Here is a 25,750-nt window from a genome sequence, read left to right as displayed (position 1 = left end):
CCATGACCACAACACTGATGCGTTCGTTGTTATATGTGCCGGGGCATAACGCCAAGCTGGTGGCCAAGGCCGTCGCCGGTGATGCTGATGCGATCGTCTTGGATCTGGAAGACGCAGTGCCGCCGGAGACCAAGCCGACAGCCCGTAGCTTGCTGGCGGAACATTGCGCGGCCGTCCAGGCCGCCGGCAAGCTCGCCGCTGTGCGGGTCAATGCGTCCGAGGCGCTGCTGGCACAGGATCTGCCGGCCGTGCAGGGGGCCTGCGCCGACTACGTCATCCTTCCCAAAGTAGAGTCGAGGGCCGCCGTAGCAGACCTCGCTGATCGCCTGGAAGGCACAGACAGCTTACTGATCGGGCTGATCGAGACCCCGTCGGGGTTGCTTAACGTCGCCGCGATTGCGGCAGCGCACCCGCGGCTTCAGGCACTGAGCGTGGGATCGGAAGACCTTGCCTTCGAGATGCAGATGGCACCCTGCTGGGACAGCCTGCTGGTGCCCAGCATGCAGGTCAACACCGCCTGTAAAGCAGCCGGCATCGACCTGCTGGGGTATGTCGGCAGCATCGCAGAGTTCCGTGACCTGACAGCCTTTGAGGCCAACGTAATGCGATCTGTGCCGCTAGGGTTCGCCGGCGGGTTCGCCATTCACCCGGCTCAGGTAGCCGTGTTGAATCGTGCCTTTTCCCCCAGCGCGGCCGAGGTCGACCACGCCCGTCGCGTGGTAGCCGAGTTCTTCGACGCTCAGGGGGCATCCGGTGGCGCCATCGCCGTGGATGGCAAGATGATTGATTTACCCGTAGCACGCCGTGCCCAGCGAATCCTTGAGCGTCAGGCTCAGATTGCCGAGCGACAGCACAAGCATGAGCAGATCGCCTAAACCCAATGCGACGCTGACCGTCGCGTCTACTCGAACAAGCCTGTCATACGAGGTGTATAGCGATGATTGATACGGTTCGTGCTCGTCTGGTCAAGAAAGAACCCTTGAGCAGCGACATCTGCAGCTTCACCTTTGAAGCCCTCGGTAGTGGGTTCACCGGACTAGAGGCGGGCAGCCATGTCGATGTCATCTTGGGACCGGAACTCATCAGGAACTATTCCGTCTGGGAATGGGCTGACGGCGGTGACTATTTATCGGTCGCAGTGAAGCGGGAAGATACTGGCCGTGGTGGCTCCCTCGCCATGCATGAACTGGAGGTTGGAGTCGAGGTTAAAGTTGGTGGACCACGCAACAACTTCCCGATCGTTTCGAAAAGCCAGCCCATCGTCCTGGTGGGGGGCGGAATAGGCATTACCCCGATCTATGCCATGGCATGTGCCTTGCAGCAGACCGGCCGAGATTTCGAGGTCTATTACCTGGTGCGTAGCCACGATATGGCCGCCTTCGATTCGATGTTCCAGCAGCTTGAGCTTGGTGATCGCTACCACCTACATTGCGATGATACCGATGGTTTCATGGATTTTTCGAATCTCATCGATATGCACCCTAGAGAAACACACTACTACGTCTGTGGGCCAGAAGCCCTGTTAGAGATAATTCGCAAGACTAGTGCGGACCATGACCGGGGAACGGTATTCTTCGAGCGGTTCTCCCCGATTGCTGAGGAACGCTCAAACCCGAATTCTTCTTTTGAGGTGGTTATTAACTCCTCGAAAGAAAGTATCCCTGTAATGGAGGATCAGAGCATCCTCTCTGCACTCAGAGATAGAGGGTATACAGTTGATTTTAGCTGTTCGAATGGGCTCTGCGGCTCCTGTATAACCGACGTGCTGGAAGGGGAGATCGATCACCGTGACAGTATTCTCGACGATGAAGAACGCGAATGTGGTGACTGCATGTGTATTTGCGTTTCTCGCGCAAAGTCTAGTCGGCTAGTGCTGGACCTCTAACGAGATCCTGTTCTTCATATTCAAGATGGTGGTTAAGGCTCAGTTTAAGTCCTTCTCAACACATAAAACTACAATAAGGTGGAGTAAATGAGACTAAGGCAAAACAGACTTCTCGAAGACCTGGTTCATAATGTATTTTTTGGCTCCGTGGTGGTAGCATTCTCCATCATCGTCTTTGGGCTAACCTCACCAGAGAAAACTGCCGAAGTCTTCAATTTAGTGTTGAGCTTTATAGTTGATTATGGTGGTTGGCATTATATTCTGATGGGTGTTTTTTATATTTTTTCTGCTTCTATTTTGGGCTTTCTCCGTACTGCGGTATCAAGTTGGAGCCCGATCATTTAGAGCCAGACTATAGCCGGTTGTCTTGGTTTTCCCATGTTATTTTCTGCTGGCCTCGGCATAGCTTTGATTTTCTATTGCGTAGCTGAGTCAATCATGCATTTTCTTAATCCACCAGATAATGTCGGATGCGTAGCATTGGTCTCTTCCCCACGGCCCATGAAGTGTATCGCCATTTGGATGAAAATTTCTGGATGCTCTTTCTTTCGTGGTAAAAGAAGTTGAGGATGATCTATAGGATTATTGTTTCAGATAGAGGTTGTTTACGACGAAGATTATGCAGAGCTCGTTATCCACAACGGCAGTGACTATGATTCCCTTTATTCAGTCCACCTTGCCGAACGTCTAATCCCAGTAAATGTTGGAGTATCCAGCATGGCGATATATTTTTCCAATAAGGACCATCTAATGCAAGGTGGGCAGGATTATGATGTTATGGTGTTGGGAAAGGAAGGTTTGATCAACGACATTCTTAATCAGTGTGACAAGCATGTCCGTTTTCTTTGTGACATCGGTGAACTCTTCGTTACCCCATGACGGGCTCGAGTCTTGAGCTGGCTCCGGAGTCTCAAATAAGCGCTCGGGCCTGGCATCTGAAGTGGCTTCGTAACCTGTCGAGATTTAATAGTGATGTAAATGGTGCTCCCCATGCCGATTCATAAAAGCACCAATAAGGCAAAAGGGAACCATCACCCAGATAAGGGGGTGTTGGATAATTAACAGAGAATTGTTGCTCCATGATAACAAGGCTAAGATTCTCGCGAAGGCTTTTGTACCAATAATAAAGGAGATGGGTATGAGTTCGATTACAGCAATGACCATATGGAAGGTTGATCTTACTAGTCATGTTCCCTACTATATGGGTGGGGGGAAAACTTGTGATAGCGTTCCCTCTATTATCATACGTCTTGATACGGATGATGGCTTGAGCGGCTGGGGAGAGGTATGTCCGATACCACATTATCTGCCAGCTTATGCCGATGGTGTGCTACCGGCCATCACCGAACTTGCTCCTTCACTTCTGGGGGCTAATCCCGTGGGGCCGGAGCGTCTTATTGCCAAACTTGATAGGCAATTAATTGGTCATCCTTATGCCAAGTCTGCAATAGACATTGCCCTATGGGATATCACGGCAAAATCTGCTGGTATGCCATTATATCAACTTCTTGGGGGGCTTCAGACAGAGAGGCTGCCACTATATTTATCAATCACCTGTTCAGCACCAAAAACGATGGCGAACATGGCCCGCGAGTATTATGCAGCTGGTATTCGTCAGTTCCAGGTTAAGCTGGGTGCAGATAACAACTGGCGTCATGATGTCGATCGTCTTATCGCTGTACGTGAAGCAGTAGGTGAAGGGCCACTGGTTTATGGTGACTGGAACTGCTGTGCCTCACAGCTTGATGCTACTCGTGCAGCTCGAGCAGTATCCCATCTTGATATCATGATCGAACAGCCTTGTGAAACCATGGAAAGCTGCGATGCTGTGCGCCAAGCATCTGGACTTACCATGAAACTTGATGAAAATGTTCACGACATTCATAGTCTGTTAAAGGGTTATCATCTTGGCTGCATGGATGCAGCCGCTATTAAGCTATCAAAGTTTGGCGGGTTAAGCCCAGCACGTAGAGCCCGAGATCTGTGTGCTTCGTTGGGCATCAAAATGGTAATTGAAGATACTTGGGGAAGTGATATCGCAACAACCGCCGCGCTTCATCTGGCAACGGCTACAGCCGAAAAAGATATCCTTAATGTCTGCAATCTAGCAGATTATGTTAGTCCCCGCTTGGACCCCGAAAGCTATACAGTGAAAGAAGGCGTTGTATCTGTTAATTCACGACCTGGCCTTGGTGTATCTCCCGATCCTAAAGCTCTTGGCCAGCCGTTGGCAGAGTTCAGTCTATAATTAATTAATAGGAGGTTTATGTGCCCTGCCTACCTTAATGGTGGGCAGTTTAAGCATAGTATTTACAAAAATAATTGAGGGTTATGCTGTGAGCGAAAAACAAGATTTTTTAATTCCAGATGGTGAGGCAAATGTTATTGAAACCGACTATAAAGTCGGGCGAGATAATTTCAATAAGCGAATTGGCTTCATCGATATTGATGTGCATAATCGGGTTTTTATCATTTCCAGCATTATGATCGTATTGTTTGTCTTTTTCACGATTATTTTTCAAAGCGAGGTTGAGCCTCTCTTTGTCAATGCAAGGAAGTGGCTGACGGATGAGCTGGCTAGCTTTTTCATCGGTGCCGCCAACATATTTCTCTTGGTCTGTATAATCATCTTAGTTTCGCCACTGTCCAAGGTCAGGTTAGGCGGTACCGATGCTCGCCCTGACTATAGCTATCTTTCCTGGTTTTCCATGCTTTTTGCTGCTGGCATGGGGACAAGCTTGATTTTTTTTGGAGTGTCCGAGCCGCTTACACATGCTGTCGATGCCTATAATGGTATCTCTGTTGATAATGGCATACGTACAGACTGGAGCCCTCTGAATGGCGCCAAAGGAAATGTAGATTCTGCTTCACTTCTTGGTGTTGCAGCTTCCTCCTATCACTGGGCCTTACATGCTTGGGGTATCTATTGTTTCATGGCTCTTTCTCTTGCCCTTTTTTCTTTTAATAAAGGCTTGCCTCTCACCATGCGATCCATGTTTTATCCTATCCTTGGTGATAGAATTTGGGGCTGGCCAGGGCATTTTATAGACATCCTTGCCATCATCGCCACGCTGTTCGGCATCGCACCGACTCTATCCTTCGGTGCAGCACAAATGGCTTCTGGCCTTAATTACCTCTTCGGCATTCCTACAGGTGAAGTTACCCAGATTGTTGTTGCGTTAGTCATAACAGCCGGCGCCCTTTTTTCAGTGTTGGCTGGGATGAATGCCGGAATTAAAAGACTTTCTGAATTTAATGTAATTCTTGCTGGAATCTTGCTGGTGTTCGTAATAATTGTTGGTCCCTCATTGAGCTTTTTTAGGTCTTTGTTTGATCATGCTGTCGCTTATATCTCTCAACTGCCGGCCTTGTCCAATCCTTTTGGAAGAAGTGATGAAAATTTCGCTGCTGGTTGGAGTGCCTTTTATTGGGCTTGGTGGATCGCTTGGAGCCCTTTCGTGGGTATGTTCATTGCCAGAATATCTCGTGGAAGAACTGTTCGTGAATTTATCATGGCAGTGTTAATTATCCCTTCTATTGTCTGTGTACTTTGGTTTAGTGTCTTCGGCGGCTTGGGTTTGGATATGTACTTCAAGGAAGGCTATTCTGAGATTTTTGAAGCAGAGCTTCCCTTGCAACTTTTTGTCATGCTTGACAAGTTGCCGATGCCACTGATCACTTCACTGATAACCATGATTCTGATTGCGATCTTCTTCATAACTTCAGCCGATTCGGGTGCTTTGGTTCTCGACTCCATCGCCGCAGGTGGAAAAATAAATACACCAGTACCGCAACGTGTCTTCTGGTGTACTCTTTCGGGACTTGTGGCGGTTGCGCTGATTCTTGGTGGCGGTATGTCAGCCTTACAGGCCATGACAGTGATAACAGGATTACCATTTACCATTGTGTTGTTAGTGGCTTCGGGTTCCGTCATTAAAGGCCTCGCATCTGAGCCGCGTAATAAAACATCGACTCAGTCTAGAATGAACACGCTAGGTTGATGAGAGGGGGCTTATTCGACTTTCACAGCGGTTGGATACCTGCGGCCTGATCACCTTGTGTACTGTGATGAGCGCTTATGCTCAAGGCGGCCTCCACCAGTGCCGTTTTGAGAAAGGCAGAATGTTCCCATCTATACTGCCCCAGCTGCCTGGTAGCCGGGGCGCTTGTTGTGAAACCCAACAATCGATGGAAAAGACTAGTTGAAGTGACTCCCTAAAGTGGCCCTCTCCATAGCTGAATAGCTATAGTGCAGTCGGCAGGAGGGAAAAATGAGCGAAAAACTACTCAAGTGATGGAGCCAAAGCGCAAGGTGGACTGTAGTGGCCATTATCAAAGGTAAGACTCCGGCTTTTAGGGGGAGCACGACTTTGTCTTGCCTATATGGAAGCTGGATCTGTAAGGCCCTACACGCAGAATGCGGCTGCACCTATATAAAGCCGTTCATTATACACTGAATCAGAGCAACTCCAGATGTGTTCTTTCTGAATTAAGTCGGGCCAAACTTGCATCATCGTATTCCGGTTATCGAACAGGTCGCCGCGGCGGTAGGCGGCTTTGATCTTGTTCTCGATGGTGTGAACCAGTGCCATTTCAGCTACGTCTTGAGGGCAGTTGGAAGCCCACCTGAGCAGCCGCGAAAGCTCGAGCGGAAGCCGTGTGGGACGTAGTCGCCACGCTCAACATAGACGCCATACCCCATGCCGAGCATCAGTTGCAGCATTGCCATGTTCGATAGTGGCCTGTAAAGCCGTGCTCCAGGGAATACGTATGAATTACCCTGCACCTGCGGCAGGTCGGAAAGCAGTGACACTACCTAGGTGGATAGCGGTACCTTATGTTCACGGCGCGCTTTCATGCGCTCGGCTTGTATCATCCACGTTGCGTTCTCGAAGTCGATTTCTGGCCACTCTGTGTGCAGGACTGAGGAAGTCCGCGTCGCTGTCAGGATTAGGCACTGCAGCGCTTTGGAGGAAATGCTGGTATAGCCCTGAAGCTCGGCCATGAAGGGAGCAACTTCATCGTATGGCATAGCCAGATGGTGGCTGACCTTCTTGACCTGGGAGAACTTGGCCAGCAACTTGTTCAAGTGGCCACGCCACCTCGCAGGCTTGGATTCATCACGGTATTTGTGAGCTGCGGCATAGTCTAGAACGTTTTCGATTCGCCCCTGTACCCGCTTTGCTGTTTCTGTTTTCGATATCCAAGTGTGATTGATAATTGATACGATTTCATGGGTGTCGATCTTGTCCACCGAAAGAGACGACGATAATGCTCAGCCTTGCGACTAGCACCAGCCAAGCTCAGCCACCTGTCTTCCTTTATTCCGCTCTCATCGCGCGCGCCAGCATGTCCGCCATGGGCTTGCCGATGTAGCTGGCAAAGCTGCGCTCGCCAGTACGGATCATAACTTCCGCCGGCATGCCGGACAGCAGACGCATGCTGTCCGTCATGTCGCCCTTGCCGGCTTCAGTGACACGAATTCGTGCCTTGTAGTAGCGCGCTCGGGTCGCTTCATCCTCGAAGCTGTTGGCGCTCAGGTGGGTCACCTCGCCATCGATGATGTTGGACAGGCGCTGGTTGAACGCGCTGAAGCGGATTTCCGCCGGCTGGCCAAGGTAGAGGTGGTCGATATCGTGGTCCGGGACCCTTGCCTCGACGATGAAGCCATCGCCGGCGGGCACGATATCGAGCAGGGGGTCGCCGCTGCGTATCACCGCCCCCAGCGTATGAACCTTGAGCCCGACCACGGTCCCGGCAACCGGGGCGATGACCTTGGTGCGCCTCAGATTGTCATTGAGCGCGACCAGCCGCTCTTCCGCGTCGGTGACTTCGGCCTGCACCTGACGCAGGGACTCGCCGATCTGCTGCTGGAATTCCTGCAGGCGAATCTGTTTCTGCAGCTCGTTCTCGCTGATCTGCGAGCGCAGACGCGCGACCTCGGCAAACTGGCCCGCATTGTCGCTCTGGTATTCGAGGCTCTCGCGCTCCATCTCCCGCAGACGCTGATTGTTGATCAATCCATTGCGAAACAGCTTGCGATGGTTGGCAACGTCATCATTGAGTGAGTTGATGCGTCGCCGCGTGATGGCCTGGGTATTCTCGAGGCCTGAAATCTGCTCGTTCATCTGCACGATCTGCTCATCCAGCGCCGCCATGGCACCGTTCAAGGATTGGCGACGGACCTCGAACAGACGCTGCTGGACTTCGAGGACTTCCTGCACCCGCGGATTGGTCGAACTGACCAGCGAATCCGGGAAGACCAGGCTGTCGGCATTGCTGTACTCCGCCAGCAGACGGATCTCACTGGCCCTGGAGATCAGATATTCGGCTTCGACGATCTTCTGCTGTGAGCGTGCCTGGGTATCGTCGAAAACGATCAGCACATCGCCGGCCTCGACATGATCGCCATCCTCGACCTCGATCGATTCGACGATACCGCCCTCCAGGTGCTGAACCGTCTTGGTGAAGCTTTCCACCGATACGGAGCCCGGCGCGACGACCGAAATGGCCAGGTTCGCCATCACCGACCAGCTGCCGAATCCGCCCACCGCGACCAGCAGCACGGCCAGACCGAAGCGACGATAGCCGTGATCGCGTAGCGGAACGTCACTCTCGGCACTGGTATTGCCGGATGTGGAGTGGGTCATGAGGCGCTCTCCTCGCCGCCCTCATGGCGGCCTCTGGCACTGGGTTTGAGCTTGGTGACGCGCTGGACGCCTGTCGATCGGGCCTGATGGCCGTTGCCAGCCACGGCCCGTGTCACGGGGGGCTCACGCGTCGGCGCGGCCAGTGACACCACCTGACCATCATTGAGCACGAGGATGCGATCGACCTGCTGCAGCAGGCGCTGACGGTGAGTGATGATCAAGGCCGTGGTGCCTTCGCGACGCAGACGCATCAGGCACTCGGCCAGCGCCTGTTCACCGCTGGCATCCAGATTGGCGTCAGGTTCATCGAGTACCACCAGCACCGGTTTGCCGTAGAGGGCTCGGGCCAGACCGATTCGCTGGCGCTGACCCGCGGAGAGGGCGGCGCCGCCATGCGACAGCCAGGTGTCATAGCCCTGGGGGAGTCGCAGGATCATCTCGTGCACCCCGGCACTCTGCGCGGCTTGCACCACGAGTTGCGCATCGACCTCCTGGAAGCGAGCGATGTTCTCGGCAATGGAGCCATCGAACAACTCGATGTCCTGGGGCAGATAGCCGAGGTGTGGCCCCAGCGCGGTCCTCTTCCACTGGGAGATGTCCGCGCCATCGAGTCGCACGCAACCCAGCTGCACCGGCCATAGTCCCAGCACCACTCGCGCGAGGGACGACTTGCCAGAGGCGCTGGGGCCCACTACGGCAATGTGCTCGCCCTTGGCGAGTGTCAGGTTGATGTCCTTGAGGGTCGGCAGGCGCTCGCCTGGCGGGGCGGCGTTGACCGCCTCGAGCTTCAGCCGGCCCTTGGGGATCGGCAGCGGCATGGAAGGCGCCTCGGCTGGCACGGCCTCAAGCAACTCCTCCAGACGCGCGCGTGCGGTTCTGGCGCCGCTGAAGCCTTTCCAGCCATTGATCATCTGATCGATTGGCGCCAGCGCACGTCCCATCAGAATCGAGCCGGCAATCATTATGCCCGGAGTCAGGTCACCGGCCAGCACCAGATAGGCGCCCAGCCCGAGAATCAACGACTGGAACATCAGGCGCAGTATCTTGGAAGTGTTGGTCAAGAGGCCCGCGCGGTCGCTGGCTTTGGACTGCAACGCCAGATACTCACGATGGCGGGCCGCCCAGCGCCCCTGAATGCCGGGCAGCATGCCCATGGCATGCAGCACTTCGGCGTTGCGCAGATTGCTGTTGGCGAGGTCCTGGGACAGGACGTGCTGTCCGTTGGCATCGGCCAGCAGCTGTCTGGTCGTCTTCTCATTGATCAAGGCGATGACGGCCAGCACGAGACCCGCACCCAGGGCGAACAGGCCAAACCACGGGTGAAACAGCGCCAGCATGCCGATATATACCGGCACCCAGGGAGCATCGAAAAACGCGAACAGCCCATTGCCGGACAGGAATTGGCGCAGGGTAGTGAGGTCATTCAGCGGTTGCGCGGACGGCTTGCCCGGGGTGGTCAACGAGCGCTTGAACATGGCGCCGTAGAGCCGAGGGCTGAGCAGCACATCCAGACGATTGCCGACCCGGACAAGAATTCTGGAACGCACCAGTTCCAGCGCGCCCATCACCATGAACAGGAACACGACCACCAGAGTCAGCATCAGCAGCGTTTCCTGGCTGCGTGTCGTGATGACGCGATCATAGACCTGCAGCATGTAGAGCGGAGGCACCAGCATCAGCAGGTTGATGAAAAGACTGAAGAGACCGACGTAGACGAAGCTTCGTCGGCAATGGTCCAGGACCTTTTGCAGGTCATTGCCTTCCTGTGGGGTGGCCATGATCTCGTTCCCTAGCGTCATTGTTGTTCTTTTTATCCAGGTCACCGTCGTTGACGGCTGCCCTGAGCCTGGATCTTTTCATGATGTGCTACTTGGCGATGGAATGAATCGCATTGCTCAGCAAGTCATATTGGTTATCTATTTATTAGATTTTTATGTTTTATTTTTCAGATAGCCTATTGAAATATTGCGTCTGAAGGGTTGGCTAGCAAGTGAATATTTTGATGATCATCAAAAACATTTCAGGGTTTTATATTGTTGGTTTTTGCTGTTCATTTTGCTCACCTCCGAATCTATAAATCCACCTGATTCTCGTCTTTATAAAAGCATGGGATTTCTGGTTTCCTGGTGGATTAACCCTTTTGGTGCTCGGTATTGTTTTTCTCCTCATCTGACGCATGACAAGGGCTTAAAGGGATGCTTTTTTATTGTTTTAAATAATTATGGCATTGTTTTTATTGGGCTTATTTTAACTTTCTTTTCCTTTGCATATTGCCATTGCAGGGAAGGTGTCAAAAACCTCTTGTCTTGCCATAGGCCGCGTCTAGACTCGTTTTTGACGGGTTGAAGGGGATTTGGCCGGTCATCTTCGAAAGTATCGGGATAGCGTTGGAGTGGAGAAAACACTGGAACTCCAGTTTCGGTGTGGGGGGGGCGTGTCATGAGGTTTCAAGATGGCGTAGCGGTTTCGCCACGATAATAATATTCAGGGGGTAAGGAAAATGTATTCCATGTCATTCGTATCCAGCCGTCTTGACGCCGGCAAGGGACGTCTCCGCAACGGCGACCGTCTGGAAGAAAGGGCTTTCCAGAGTCACGATATCAGTGTCACGCCGTTTCCCTCTGCGTGGGGAGATTCGATCAAGGCAGTGCGAATGACCCTGGAAGATGCCCAGGATCGATTGTCGGTATTTGAGCGCTTCGAGCGCCCCTTTGTCTTTGATCATCTGCCTGCCCCCATGTCCGGCAAGCTCAAGATGATGATCGAAGCGTTGGATGACGCGGGCGAGGTACTGCCCGGGTCTGGCGAGCAGTTCGGCTTTGAGATCGAAGCCCCCGATGTCGTCGTCGAGGAGATGAGTGAGCTGGGCGGCACGCCACAAGCTGACCCGCAAGATGCGCCTCCGGCTGACCCCGGCGAGGCCCTGACCCTCCAGAGCGATGATGTCATCGGCGAGCCAATCGCTCAGGAAGACCCGCTTGCCCAGGCGCTGCTGGCCAGTGATGACGAACCTGCCGCAGGCGCCGAGCCTGCGCTTCTGGCCGAGCCCGCGCCTCTGGCAACGGCGGCGCTCATCGCGCCGGAAAGCTTTGCTACCCTGCGCATCGAGGCGGAAGACCTCACGGACTCAGACGGTGATGGCAATCTTGCCTCCCTGAGTGGCACCGGTATCGAAGTGGTGTCGGGAGCGCAGAGCCCCCTCAATACCGAGAATGCCTCAGGCAGTGCCTATGTGGACTTCGCCGCCGCGACCGGCGAGACGCTGACCTTCAGCTTCAGCGTTGCCGAGGCCGGCGAGTATGAACTCGCCCTGGGGTATGCGTTGAGCCGCGATGAGGATGGCTCCGAGCGTAATCGCCCTCTGCGTCTGGACGTCAACGGCGAGCTTCAGGATCGAATGTTCGACCTGCCGAGCACCAGCCTGACGAATGACACTTCGGATTTCAGCACCTTCGGTGAGCGTACCATTCGCGTTCAGCTGCAGGCAGGCGAGAACACGGTGTCGTTCACCTCCAACGGTGCCAGTGGCCCCAACGTCGATTATCTGGAAGTGCGTGCGCCGGACCCGGACGTCTACGTCATCCAGGGCGAGGATCTCGACATCGGCCCGACCTCTGATGTCGCCGATGCTGGCACCAATCGCGTGGTGACGGTCGACAACATCGCCAGCTTCACCGATGGCGAGGAAACCTTCCGGGTCGGGGCCGAAGGAGCCAGCTATCTCGATTGGGCATCGGGCAATGCCGAAGCCTACGGAGAATTTACCCTCGAGGTGGCCACCGCCGGCACTTACAGCGTCACCGTGACCTATGCCAGCAGTTCTGTACGTCCCATTGATCTCTTTTTGGTCGATGACGACACGCAAAGTCAGGTCGGCACCTTCCAGTTCGCAGCGGTAGAGGCGCCGGGCTACTACCCCGATGATGTCGATGATGTGCCCGCGGACAACCAGCCAGGCAATGGCGGGTCTTCCGCGTGGGAAGGCTGGAGTACCGAGACGCTGGAAATCACGCTTGCCGCCGGCAGCAATACCCTGCGTCTGGGCGGCGCGACCAATGGCCCGAATATCGACAAGATCGAGGTGGCGCTACTGGAAGCCGACGAGGTAGATCCTGTCGATCCGGTGATTGCGCCAGTGGTGGTGCAAGCCGAGGACGCCGCACTGGGCGTCGACAACGGGGCCGCCACCTTGGTGCGCGACGCCGCCAATCCCGAGGCCGGTGGCTTTGTCGGACTGCGCCCGGACTTTTCCGGCACCGGTTATGTGGATTTCGGCAGCGCGCCGGGAGATAGCCTGACCTTCACCGTCAATGTGGCCGAAGCGGGTGACTACGACCTCAATTTCCGCTATGCCAGCAATGGTGCGCGTCCGCTGGATCTGTCGATCAACGAAGGCGAGCCCGCCGCGCTTGCCTTTGTCGCGACGGACCCCAACGCCACCAACGTCGACCCTGAAGGCTTCGATGTCTGGGAGTACCAGACCCTGACGACGCGACTGGAAGCCGGCGACAACACCATCACGCTGGCGATTCCGCAAGGGCGCAACAATGGCCCCAATGTCGATCGCCTGGAGGTCACCACCGCGGGCACGGGGCCGGTAGGGGACGTCGTGGCGGATGACGATGCCTCTCCGCTGGCCTTTGCCGCGGTGGAGCCCCTGCTCAATGGCGCGACCGTCGGCGAAGCCGGTTTCAGCGTCACCGGGCTTGATGCCGACATCACCTTCGTCGGCGTGACCTTCGATGAGGGCGTCACGGTCCAGGAGGTGGTGCCGACGCCGGAAGGTAGCTTCACGCTGGACCTGTCGGGCTTCGCCGATGGAGACCTGTCGGCCACGCTGATCGCCATGGATGCCTGGGGCAACCGTGCCGAACAGAGCGTGGCACTGACGCTGGATACCACTGCCGATGAGGGGGGCGACCTGGCCCTTGCGGGCCCGGAAGAGGCCATCGAATCGGCCGACAGTGCCAGTGTGGTGTTCAGTGTCGTGGGGATCGATGCTGGCTCGACCCTCGACGTCAGCTTCGATGGCGGTGCGACCCGCCAGTCTGTCGTCAGCGATGGAGATACCCTGACGGTCGATCTCTCGGCGCAGGCCCCGGGCGATATCACCGTGACCTTGATCGTGACGGATGCTGCGGGCAACGAGGCGAGTGCCACGGACACGGTAACGCTGGCCGCCGCTGGTGCCGAGAGCCTCGACGTCAGCTTCGATGACGCGACTCTCAGCGCCTACAGCGCCACCCAGGACAACCCGTCCGACGGCACGGGGGCGGTGGTGGAAGACGACGGCGGCACATTGACGCTGAACGATAACGTCTGGAAACGGGCGGCATTGCCCAGTGACTACACGATCACCGATGCCACCCTCCTGACGGTGGACGTGGCCATTTCCGGCTCGCCGGTGCCCGAGATCGTCGCCATCGGCTTCGATGCGGATTCCAACCCCTTCAATGGCGGCAACAGCGTCTACCAGCTGGGCGGTACCCAGACCCAGGGCGGCTTCGTCGATCTGCGAGGCCAGGGGGTCGACAACGGTGATGGCACCTTGCGCTTCATCATCGACCTGTCGGCGCATGCGGGCACCACCCTCGAGTCACTCGTCTTCGTCAATGACGACGATGCGGGCGCCAAGGGCAGCACGAGCTTCAGCGCCGTCAGCCTGTCGGAAGCCGACACCGGCGACACCAACAGCGCCCCGCGCGTGGTGGGCGGCGGCATCGCCGACCTGAGTCTCGACGAAGGCGCGAATCTCGAAGTCGACCTGCCCTTCGTCGATGACGATGGCGACGACCTCACCTACAGCTTCCTGGTCACCGATGGCGATGGCCAGCCCGTCAGCGCTCCGGGGCTGAGTGTCAGCGACAATGTGCTGTCCGGAAGCCTCGCCGGACTGGCGCCGGGCAGTTACACCGTGACGGTGACCGCCGATGATGGCACCACCAGCACCGACACCGACTTTGCCCTGACGCTCGAGAACGTCAACGACGCGCCGGTGGCAGAACCCGTCGCCCTCGAACCGTACTTCGGAGAAGTGGGCGAGGACTTCCTCCAGATTCCGCTGTCGGACTTCGCAGCGCTGTTCTCCGATGCCGATGGCGATAGCCTGATATTGACGGCCGAGGACCTGCCGGCCGGGCTCGAGGTGGTCGATGGCATCATCCAGGGCACGCCCAGCCAGGGCGGCACCTTCGATGTCATCGTGCGGGCCACCGACCCGGGCGGTCTGTCAGCGACCCAGACGCTCAGCTTCATCATCGAAGGCACCCAGGTCGGCGATAGCATCACGATCGAGGCGGAAGACTTCACGGATCTCGACGCCAGCAATCTGATCGTCACCGGCAGCGCGTCCGCCTCCAATGAACAGCTGATTCGCCTGACCAGCAATGCGCCGGCCACGATTGGCACCGACCTTTCGGCGGGCGGCGTGGAGCCTGGCTGGTACGTCGCACGCCTCTATGTGTTCGATGAAACCGACGGTGAAGGCACCTTGAGTCTGACCATCGGTGACACCGTGCTTGAAGCGCGCAACACGACAACCGACAGCCTGAGTGCTGACGTGGTGTTGAATGACGACTTCGGCACCTTCGTCGGCAGTGGCGCGCGCGGCAACGCAGGCCAGAGCGGCAACCGCAAGGAAATCGTCTTCGAGACGCCCTTCGAGGTGACCGCCGGTGATCTGGCGAGTCTCGAACTGATGGGGGCCGATGGCGAATTGATGCGAATCGATTCGCTGGTCTTCGAGCGCATTGATGAGCCGGTCAACGGCGCACCGACCCTTGAAGGGCTGGAAGAGAGCCTGAGTGTCGACGAGAACGGCACTGCCGTGGCCAGCCTGATACTGGATGACCCGGACGGTGACGACCTGACCGTGACGCTGTCCGGTGCCGATGCGGCGCTGTTCCGCTATGACGAGGTGAGCCAGGGCATCGCCTTCATCACTCCGCCGGACGCGGAGCTTGCCGCCGATAGCGACGAAGACGGCGTCTACGAGCTGACCGTGACGGTGTCCGATGGCGAGGACAGCGTGTCCCAGGACGCTCTGATCACCGTGGCCGATCTCAACGAGAGCATCGCCATCACCCAGACCGAGTTTGCGGTGGACGAGAACCTGGCCGAGATAGGCGCGATCCCCCTCGTCGATGAGGATGGCGTGGCCCTTGGCCTTAACGCCCCGGTATTCGCCATCACCGGCGGGGTCGATTCTCCGCTGTTCAGCATCGATCCGAGCACCGGCGTGCTGAGCTTCACCAGCGCTCGCGATTTCGAGCTGGCGGTCGATGACGACGAGGACGGCGTCTACGAAGTCGAAGTCAGCGTCACTGACGGCGATCTCTCCACCACCGAACAGCTCTCGGTCACCGTCAATGACGTCGACGAGGCGCCTTTCTCGCCCCTGAGCCTGCAGGCCGAGGACGGGACGGTCGAGAGCTTCGATACCGATGCCAACAACACCGACACCCAGGTCCGTGACCCGGACAACCCCGAGCCGAATCAGCCCACCGGCCTGCGTCCGGGCTTCACCGGCAGCGGCTATCTGGACTTCGGGGATACCCCGGGAGACAACGTCAGCTGGCAGATCGACGTGACTCAGGCCGGTCAGTACGACATCAGTGTGCGTTACGCCACCAACAGCGATCGTCCGCTGGATCTGGTGATCAACGGCGGTGATCCGCTGGCGTTGGCCATGGCCAGTACCGACCCGGATGGTGCCGGTAGCGAGGAAGGCTTCGACCACTGGGAGTTCGAGACGCTCACCGTCACCCTGGCGGCGGGCAGCAATACCATCGCGCTGGCGATACCGGCGGGTGCCAATACCGGCCCCAACATTGACCGCATCGAAGTGACCGCGGCGGGCAGTGGCCCGATTGCGGAGGATGTCAGTGCCGATGAGGATGGCGATCTCGCCATTGTCGCCGCTGACGAGACGCTCGATGCCAGCCAGCTGGCGGCGGCCGTCTTCAACGTCTCCGGCATCGATGACGACGTGACCAGCGTCGCCGTGTCCTTCGATGGCGGCACGACCCGCAGTGAAGTGACGCCGGATGTCGATGGCAACATCACCCTGGACCTGAGTGGCCAGCTCGACGACCAGAGCGGTGATCTCACCGTCTCGCTGTTCGTCACCGACGCCGCCGGCAACGAAGCCAGCGCCAGCGAGGTGGTCAGCTTCGAGGACGCAGGCGTGGTGGTGGCGCCGATCACCCTGCAGGCGGAAGACGCCGATATCGTCGATGTGGGCGGTAGCGCGATAGGTGAGGAGACGCGGGTGGTCGATGCCGACAATCCCGATGACTTCGGCAACCATCGCCCCGATGCGGTGGGAGATGCCTATGTGGACTTCGGCTCCAATCCCGGCGACCAGATTACCTTCAACGTCAACGCGCTGGAGGCCGGCAGCTACACCGCCACCGTGCGCTATGCCAACGGTGGAAACGCCCCGCGGCCGCTGGATCTGACCGTCAACGGCACTGATCAGGGCCAGCTCGGCTTCGCCAACGCCACCGGGACGGATCCCTGGGATCAGTGGCAGACGCTGGAGGTCGAGGTGGCGCTTGCCGAGGGTGCCAATACCTTTACCCTGACCATGCCGGCCGGTGCCACCGGCGGGCCCAACATCGACCAGGTGGTGTTCGACTTCAATGAGGCCGACGTCGGCACCCCGGCGTTCAACTTCGCCATCGAAGGCGAGGCGCTGACCATCGTCGATGTCGACGGCGATACCCAGGTGCGCGATGCCGACAATCCGGAAACCAACACCGCAGCCGGGGCCGACGGTCTGTGGGATGACTTTACCGGCACCGGCTATCTGGACATGGGAGCCGACGCCGGTGACGCCGCCGAATTCCAGGTGAGCGTGGACGAGGCGGGCACCTACACCCTGGAGGTGCGCTACACCAATGCCGGCACCAACGGCGCCGACCGTCCCATGGATATCCTGGTCGACGGCCAGAGCCAGGGCAGTCTGGCCTTCGCCTCTACCGGCACCAACGCGGCCGGCTGGGAGAACTGGACCACCACCACCCTCGAGGTGGAGCTCGCAGCCGGCGACAACACCATTCGCCTTGCCAACCTGGGCAACGCCGGCCCCAACATCGACAGCCTGACGGTGAGTCGTGACGGGGTGGAACCGGACCGTCCGGTGGAGCCGGGCGAGCGCTTCTCGGTCAAGATCAACTTCCAGCCCGAAGGCACCGCGGTGCCGGATGGCTACATCGCTGACCATGGCAAGGCATTCGGCACCCAGTCGGTGACCGTGGACGGCCAGACCTACCAGTACGGCTGGGTCACCGAGGCGTCGATCTACGACGCCGAACCCGGCACCGAGCCGCTGGATATCAGCGCGCTGACCAGCGTGGCGGTCAATGACCGCACCGATGACATCGCGGGTCTCGATCCGCGCCAGGGCACCTACGCCCACTTTGACCAGCCCAGCGCCAACTATGTGCGCGCCGGCTGGGAGATCGAGCTGGAGAATGGCTACTACGAGGTCACCATCTCCATCGGCGACACCAGCGGGCCCTACGACAGCCACAATGTGCTCAATGCAGAGGGCGAGCTGTTCAATGACCCCTTCACCCCGTTCCGCCCCGAGGATTTCCCGGCGGACGGCAACCCGTCCGATGATACCGAGGGCTTCCGCTCGGACCTGGTCACCCGCATCGTTCAGGTCAGCGACGGGCGTCTGACGCTGGACTCCCTGGGACTCGACAGCGAGAATACCGAGATCCAGTACCTCGAGATCCAGGCGCTACCGGACCTGACGCCGGAAGATGACCGTATCGCGGCCGAGGACTACGCCTTCTTCACCGATGCCCGTGCCATCGCCGGGGTCGGCGAGAACGAGCTGGAGGTGGACCTTGATCCGGAGGATGGCGGCATCCCCACCGGGGTCGATCCGACATCCGACATCTTCGTCGGCATCTCGGTGGTGGATGGGCGCGGCGGAGCCCTGCTGGAAAGCCTGGGGGATGGCTCCATCCGGCTGTTCGAGACGCTCAGCGGCGAGGAAGTCACCTTCAATGCCAACACCACCGGCGGCTTCGACTCGCTGACCATCTCGCCGAGCCAGACGCTCAAGCCCTTCACCAGCTATACCCTGGTGATCGATGGCTTCCAGGACCGTGGCCCCAACGACGATACCGACGCGCCGACGCGCGAATTCCAGAAGTACACCAACACCTTCGTCACCGGCGAGGAGCCCGAAGTGGTCGCCCGCGACGTGGCCTTCAACGACGTGGTGGAGCTCAACGGTGCCTCTGACGACGCCTATGGCTTCACCTCGCTGGAGATGAGCTCAGACGGCGCCTTCATGTACGTCGCCACCATCAGCGGCGAGCTGCTGCGTTATGACGTCGATCCCGTCGACGGCTCGCTGTCCAATCGCCAGGAACTTGCCCTGCCCGATGACTACTTCGATCAGCCGGGGGAAGACCAGCAACGCGGCATCATCGGCCTGGTGGTGGACCCGACCGATCCCAACGTGCTGTGGATCACCGACAACTATCCGATTCCGCTATCAGGACGTGACAACGGCGTGCCGGACTTCAGCGGCCGGGTGACCAAGATCACCCTGGACGATGGCCCCGATTTCTCGGGGACCGCCGAGGCCTATATCACCGGTCTGCCGCGCTCCAATGGCGACCATGTGACCAATAGCCTGGAGTTCCGCGCGAATCCGGATTACGACGCCGAGACCAATCCCGATGTCCCGAGTCATCTGCTGTATCTGATCCAGGGCTCCAACTCTGCCATGGGTGAGCCCGACAGTGCCTGGGGCAATCGTCCCGAGCGCCTGTTGAACGCGGCGATACTGGAGATCGACCCGACCCGCGATGTGTCCAATGGGCCCTTTGACGTCTCCACCGAACCACTGCCTGACAATGGCCTGAACCAGCGCTTCGATGATCCCGACGGCCACCCCAAGGATGACCCCATCCCCATGGGCGACGGCGAGTTCCTGGTCTTCGATGAGCGCGGCGTCGCCACGGTGCAGGATGAGTCCGGCAACGTGCTCGAGTCCTACTACGACCCCTACGCCAGCGATGCGGTGCTGACGATCTTTGCCACCGGGGCGCGCAATGCCTACGACCTGGTATGGCATTCCAATGGCTTCCTGTACGTGCCGACCAATGGCTCGGCGGCTGGCGGTAACGTGCCGGATGATCCCTCCACGCCCGAGGACGAGCGCTACACCAGTGTCGAGAAGCAGGATGACTACCTGTTCCGTGTCGAAGAAGGGGGCTACTACGGACACCCCAATCCGCTGCGTGACGAGTACATCCTCAATGGTGGCAATCCCACCTCTGGCACCGACCCCAACCAGGTCGACAAGTACCCGACAGGTACCGACCCCGAGGGCACCTACGATATCGCCGGGGTCTACTCGCTGGGCGAGAATCGCTCGCCCAATGGGGCGGTGGAATACACCAGTGATGTCTTCGGCGGCAATCTGCAGGGCAACGTGCTGTTCACCGAGTATTCCGGTGGTGACGATGTACGTTCCATCACCCTGGATGCCAATGGCAACGTGATCGGCGATGAAGTGCTGCGTGATCCCGAGGGCAACGTCATCAGCTACGTCGACCCGCTGGACATCATCGAGAACCCGGCCACCGGCCAGCTCTACCTGCTGACCCTGAATCGCGGCAATGGCCAGAGCCAGATCATTCGTCTCGACCCGGCACCGGGTGGGGTAGTGGACCCGGTGGATCCTGTCGATCCGGTTGATCCCGGCGATGATCTGGTCTCGCTGCTGGCCATCCAGGCCGAGGACAGGACGCCGGAGGACGGCACTGCCGTGACGATCGCCACCGGGGCGGAGATCCAGATCCGCGACATCGACAATCCCGAGACCAACCAGCCCGACCTGCCCAACGGCCTGCGCCCCGGCGCCTTCGGGGTGGATGGCAATGACGTGGACGATGATGGCGTGCCCGGTGGTTATGCCGATTTCGGCAACACCAATGAGGACTTCATCACCTTCAGCTTCACGCTGGACCCCGAGCAGGCCGGTGACTCGGTGCTGCGCCTGCGCTATGCCAATGGCGGCAGTACCGATCGCCCGCTGGAAGTGTTCGTCAACAACGTGAGCGTCGGGGTGTATGACTTCAGCCCGCCCGAGGGCCTGAGCGGTGATGCAGCCTGGGCCGAGTGGCTGACCGAGGACGTGGCGGCCACGCTGGTCAGCGGCCAGAACACGGTGCGCCTGCAGGCCACCGCTGACACCGGCCCCAATATCGACCAGCTGGAGATCCTGCAGGAGGCGCCGGACACGACTCCTGGCTTCGATGAGTACGAGGCCGAGGGAGCCGCGCTCGATGGGGCGGTGGTGGTGTTGGCCAGTGAGGAGGATCGCAATGCCTCCGGCGATGGCTTCGTCGACTTCGATGGCAGCGGTGACCAGACCATTACCTGGACGATCGATGTTGCCGAGACCGGCAGTTACGACATCGCCTTCCGCTATGCGCTGGCGGCGACCAAGGCCGACCGGCCGCTGGGTCTGAGCATCAATGGCGTCGACCTGGGGCAGGTGAACTTCGAGGGCCAGAGCAACGGCGATGAAAGCGACTGGTTCTTCCAGAATGCCCTGGTCGCGCTGCAGCAGGGCAGCAACACCATCACCCTGACTGCGCCGGGAGCCGTGGGGCCGAACATCGATCTGCTGAGAGTGCCGGATGCGCCGTCTGACACCTTCGTCCCCGTCTATGCCGATGTCTCGGACGGGTCGCGCATCGAGCTGGAGAGTGGCGACAGCGCGCGCACCCTCAACGAGCTGACCGCCGACTTCTACTTCACCGTGGACAGCAGCGGGCTCTATCGTCTCGACCTGGCCGCGAATGCGGGCGCCGATGATGGCCAGGGCCTGGCCCTGACGCTCAACGGGCAGACGCTGGAAACGCTGGCCTATCCGGGAGAGGGCGATGCCGGGGAAGAGGGCACCTATGTCGAGCTCGAGGCCGGCGTGGAGTACAACCTGCGTGCGGTGTCCGCCGCCGATGGTGCCGATGATCTCGACTATCTGGACGTGACGCCGGTGGTCGGCAACGACAATGCCGACATCGCGGTGCAAAGCGGCGATGCCGCCTACTACTCCGATCGCCTGCATTTCAGCTATCTGGAGAACAACAGCGCCTCGAACGCCGACCGCGACTTCAAGGAAAGTGCCACGGTGACGATTTCCAACACCGGGACGGAGTTGCTGGAAATTCTCGAAGCCGATATCGAAGGTCCCTTCGTGCTGCAGGATCCCGCTGCCTTCGACGGCCTGACGCTGGCCGCCGGGGAGTCGCTCGAGGTGACGGTGCTGTTTGACAGTGCGAGCTACGAAGCGCCCACCACCGACGCCGGTGACGGAGTCTTCGAAGGGCGGATCCGGCTGGTGACCAACGACCAGGATTCGCCGGTGGCCGAGATCCATATGGCGGGCTTCTGGCAGGCGCGCGACGAGGGTGGCTGGGAGCCCAACGTCAATGAGGTGTGGGAGGTCTTCGGCCTCGGTAACCGCATCGATGGCTTGCCGACCGAGGGGGGCGGCCAGAACTCGGTGCTCAACGACTTCGATCTGTATCGCCCGATCAATGATGACGAGGTGCTGTCGCGCTACTGGACGCTGGCGGAGGGCGTCAGCGAGGCCACGATCACCCAGCTGGCGGCCTATCACGGCGGCGGCGGGGCGACTCTGGGCATCCACAACCCCGGTGACAAGGGCGAGGATGTCATCTTCTCCAATCATGCGGGAGACAATAACCAGACGATCCTGCCGGTACTGAGCAATGGCGAATTCGCCAGCGCGAGCTTCGGTCTCGATGACATCCCCGCCGAGTGGGCCGGGAGTGGCGTGTTCGGGATTGAAGTGGCCAACCTGTCCACTGACCCGTCACTCAACCCGTCAGGCGGCGGTACACCGCCGGCAGATGCCGATGGCATCGAGCGCGGCTACACCGTGCGCATGTTCCGGGCGCTGGATGCAGAGGGCAACGTGATCCCCGATACCTATGTGGGCATCATGGATTACACCGGCATCAACTATGACTACAACGACAACATGTTCCTCATCGAGGGGGTGACGCCTGTCTCTGGCGGTGACCTCACGGTGATCAACAATGATGTGCTGCCGTCCAATGATCGTCTGGTGATGTCGCGCATCGAGAATCCGGTCAATAACCAGGTGGTGCATGACGAGGCCACTCTCACCCTGCGCAATGACGGCTTCGAGGACCTGACCATCGATGATGTCGTCGTCAGTGACACGACACTGTTCGAGTTGACCCAACCGTTCAGTGCGCTGACGCTGGCACCGGGAGAGACGGCGGATGTCACGGTGCGCTTCATCGCTGATGACCCCAACGATGGCAGCCTCTACGAGGCGAGCCTGATCATCACCTCAAGCGATTCCGATGAGAGCGAGAAGGTCATCCAGCTTGCAGGCCTGGCCCAGAACCAGTCCGAGAGCGGTCAGGAGCCGACGGTGCAGGAGATCGTCAACGCCTTCGGCTACTCCACCAACGTGGTGCAGGACCAGATGAACCAGGGCGGCCTGGTGGAGGCCAACGGAGACGAGATCCTGTCCCCGTACTTCCAGCGTGCCGATGGCGATGAACCGATCAAGATCACCCAGATCGCCGCCTATCATGGCCAGGGCGACATCGCGCGGCTGTTCGTGCATGACGTCGACAGTCGGGAGCTCGAAGAGGTCATCGTGCATGACGAGCAGGACGGCCAGACGCTGTTCCCGCGGGCGCTCGATAGCGGCGACCAGCAGGCAGTGGTGAGTCTGGATCGCGATGATCCCTTCGGCTTCTACGCCGAGATATCCGACCGCCAGGGCTATATCTCCTGGTCCGACCCGGATGCCAACCTCTACGAGGACACCATCGATGCCATCGGCAATCCCGGCAACAATCTGAATTGGGATGAAAATGATGGCCACCTGATTCGCGTCTATGTGGCCAAGGATGCCGACGGCAACGTGATTCCGGACACCTACATCGTCATCCAGGACTACGCGGGGGTGAACTACGACTACAACGACAACATCTTCCTGGTCGAGAACGTCACCACCTACGACCCCACCGGCGCGGAAGATGCCGATGGCAACGGGCGTGTGGATCTGTACGACGACGATGACAACGACGGCGTGCCGAACTTCCTCGACACGCCTGACCCGGTCGGACAGAGCGCCTTCAATGACGATCAGACGGCCTGGGCGGTCGGGGCCGATGGCCTGAGCCTGGAGGCACGCCTGTTCGACAACGGAGGCCAGGGCGTGGCCTACAACGACACCACGCCCGCCCACCAGGGCGATGGCTTCCGCTCCGATGAGGCGGTGGATATCTCCAACGGCACTCTGGCCATCGGCTATGTCGCCGACGGCGAGTGGCTGGAGTACACCCTGAATGTGGAGACAGCCGGTAGCTATGCGCTGAACTTCTCCGCCTCGGCGGTCTCCGACGGCAAGTCGATCACCGCCGCCTTCGAGCAGGACGGCAGCTTCTATACCGACGCCCAGGCGGTGGCGGTGCCGGACACCGACGCCTTCACCAACTTCACCGATGTGGGGCCCTTGACCTTCGAGCTGGAGGAAGGCGAGCAGGTGCTGAGGCTGACCTTCAACGGCGGACAGCTGGATCTGGCGTCTCTCGACCTGTCGCTGGTGGCACCGGTGGATGACGGTCAGCAGGCGTTCACCGACGATGGCCAGCCCTGGCAGGTGGGCAGCGAGTTCAGCCTGGAGGCGGTGAATTACGATGAGGGTGGCCAGGATGTCGCCTACAACGATTCCAGCGAGGTACAGCAAGGCAGCAACGTGCGTGGCGAAGGGGTGGATCTGGCCAACGGCGGCACTGCCATCGGCTGGATCCAGGATGGCGAATGGGTGGAATACACCCTCGATGTCGAGCAGGCCGGTACCTATGACATTGCCTTCCTGGCAGCGCGGGGCTCCACCGGTGGCGCGCAACGTACCGTGACCGCGACCTTTGCCAAGGAGGGCGACACTCCCTATGCCAGCGTCACGCCGGTGGAGGTCGAACCGACTGGTGGCTGGACCAACTATGTGGAAACCGACACTGCCCAGGTGACCCTGGAGGCCGGCGAGCAGGTGCTGCGGCTGACCTTCAACGGCGGCGCCATGGACCTGCAGGGCTTCACGCTGTCCCGGGATGGCCAGCAGGCCTTCAATGCCGGTGGCGTGCCCTGGCAGGTGGATGCCGATGAGGGGATCACCCTCCAGGCGGTCGACTTCGACGAAGGCGAGCAGGGCGAGGCTTACAATGAACTCTCCAGTGCCCAGCTTGGCTCGGGGTATCGCGACACCCCGGTAGACACCGTCGGCGAAGGCGAGGCGATAGGCTGGGTGGAGGATGGTGAGTGGCTTGAGTACACCATCGATGTCGAAGAGGCGGGCTCGCACACGCTGTCGTTCGTCACCTCCGCGCCTGACAATGGGCGCAGCATTACCGCCTCGGTGGAGAAGGATGGCGAGTTCTACGATGAGGACAGTGGCACGCTGCCCAATTCCGGCGCCTGGGGCGTCTACGTCGATGGCCCCTCGCTGACGCTGGACCTGGAGGAGGGGGTGCAGGTGCTACGCATCACCTTCAATGGCGGCTCGCAGGATCTGGCATCGTTCCAGATCACGCGTGACCCCGACATCGCCCCGGCCAGCGCGCCAAGCAATACCGCGCTGATGAGCCTGGTCGACGAGGGCGATATCGCCCCGGTCTCCAACGAGGAGGAGGTGCCGATGAGTGAGGATGTGACCCTTCAGGGCGTGCAGGATGACGCCCCGGGGAGCCTGCTCTGAGAGTGTGACGCAGCACGACGGAGCAATCCGCGACACGGGCGCGGGACGGCCACGGTGACAGAATGAGACACAAGGCGAGCACTGAGCGCAAGGCGCCTCGCCTGCTGTCACCGTCATCCGTCCCGGCACCCGATGCATGTCACTGCCAGCCTGGGCGTGAGTGAGTGTGAAAGTCAGCACTTTACTCGCGCTCAGGCTGGCAGCGGCGTTTGTGGCGTCAGTCATGCACGGCTGTCTGCTGTTGCATGGCTTGTTGCATCATCAGCCGCATCGTCTCTCGCACCGCACCCCGCGCTCTCGGCGCTCCCTGCCTTTGTCTGCCTGTCTGCCTGTCTGCCTGTCTGCCTGTCTGCCGACCGGGCGATGGATACACACGCATACAGCGTCTGTCATCCTGAGCTGTTATCA

The 25,750-nt window shown here is 59.1% G+C and carries 9 protein-coding genes; 6 read left to right on the top strand and 3 right to left on the bottom strand.

All coding sequences use genetic code 11. The features are described from left to right. The first annotated feature begins 2 nt into the window (after positions 1–2). The 5 genes from HA399_RS13795 to HA399_RS13775 all read left to right on the top strand — a co-directional run bounded on the left by HA399_RS13795 (position 3) and on the right by HA399_RS13775 (position 5,886). Positions 3–875, top strand: coding sequence for an HpcH/HpaI aldolase/citrate lyase family protein (locus HA399_RS13795; protein WP_404325293.1), 873 nt, complete (start codon positions 3–5; stop codon positions 873–875). A 62-nt stretch (positions 876–937) separates the two neighbouring features. Further along, on the top strand, positions 938–1,885 hold the full coding sequence (locus tag HA399_RS13790; protein ID WP_404325292.1) for a PDR/VanB family oxidoreductase: 948 nt from the start codon (positions 938–940) through the stop codon (positions 1,883–1,885). Between the two features lie 378 nt (positions 1,886–2,263). Beyond that, complete coding sequence (locus HA399_RS13785; protein ID WP_404325291.1) at positions 2,264–2,452, top strand: BCCT family transporter; 189 nt, start codon at positions 2,264–2,266, stop codon at positions 2,450–2,452. A 571-nt stretch (positions 2,453–3,023) separates the two neighbouring features. Further along, positions 3,024–4,133, top strand: a complete 1,110-nt coding sequence (locus HA399_RS13780; protein WP_404325290.1) for a mandelate racemase/muconate lactonizing enzyme family protein — start codon at positions 3,024–3,026, stop codon at positions 4,131–4,133. A gap of 88 nt (positions 4,134–4,221) precedes the next feature. Continuing rightward, positions 4,222–5,886: a BCCT family transporter gene (locus tag HA399_RS13775; protein WP_404325289.1), complete on the top strand. Its 1,665-nt coding sequence runs from the start codon at positions 4,222–4,224 to the stop codon at positions 5,884–5,886. Between the two features lie 815 nt (positions 5,887–6,701). Here HA399_RS13775 and HA399_RS13770 read toward each other — a convergent pair. The 3 genes from HA399_RS13770 to HA399_RS13760 form a co-directional block, all read right to left on the bottom strand. Beyond that, on the bottom strand, positions 6,702–7,139 hold the full coding sequence (locus HA399_RS13770; RefSeq protein WP_404325288.1) for a tyrosine-type recombinase/integrase: 438 nt from the start codon (positions 7,137–7,139) through the stop codon (positions 6,702–6,704). A 67-nt stretch (positions 7,140–7,206) separates the two neighbouring features. Further along, positions 7,207–8,535 carry an HlyD family type I secretion periplasmic adaptor subunit gene (locus HA399_RS13765; protein WP_043333880.1) on the bottom strand — a complete coding sequence of 443 codons (1,329 nt, stop codon included), beginning with the start codon at positions 8,533–8,535 and terminating at the stop codon, positions 7,207–7,209. After that, entirely contained in the window at positions 8,532–10,313 is a 1,782-nt protein-coding gene (locus HA399_RS13760) for a type I secretion system permease/ATPase (protein ID WP_404325287.1), read from the bottom strand. The genes HA399_RS13765 and HA399_RS13760 overlap by 4 nt, the downstream gene beginning before the upstream one ends. A 731-nt stretch (positions 10,314–11,044) precedes the next feature. On the opposite strand from HA399_RS13760, the gene HA399_RS13755 reads away from it, so the two are divergent. Next, on the top strand, positions 11,045–25,342 hold the full coding sequence (locus tag HA399_RS13755; protein WP_404325286.1) for a carbohydrate-binding protein: 14,298 nt from the start codon (positions 11,045–11,047) through the stop codon (positions 25,340–25,342). Positions 25,343–25,750 lie beyond the last annotated feature (408 nt).

Source organism: Cobetia sp. UIB-001, assembly GCF_044789135.1.
GTDB classification, from domain to species: Bacteria; Pseudomonadota; Gammaproteobacteria; order Pseudomonadales; family Halomonadaceae; genus Cobetia; species Cobetia amphilecti.
This window is presented reverse-complemented; position numbering and strand designations above follow the sequence as displayed.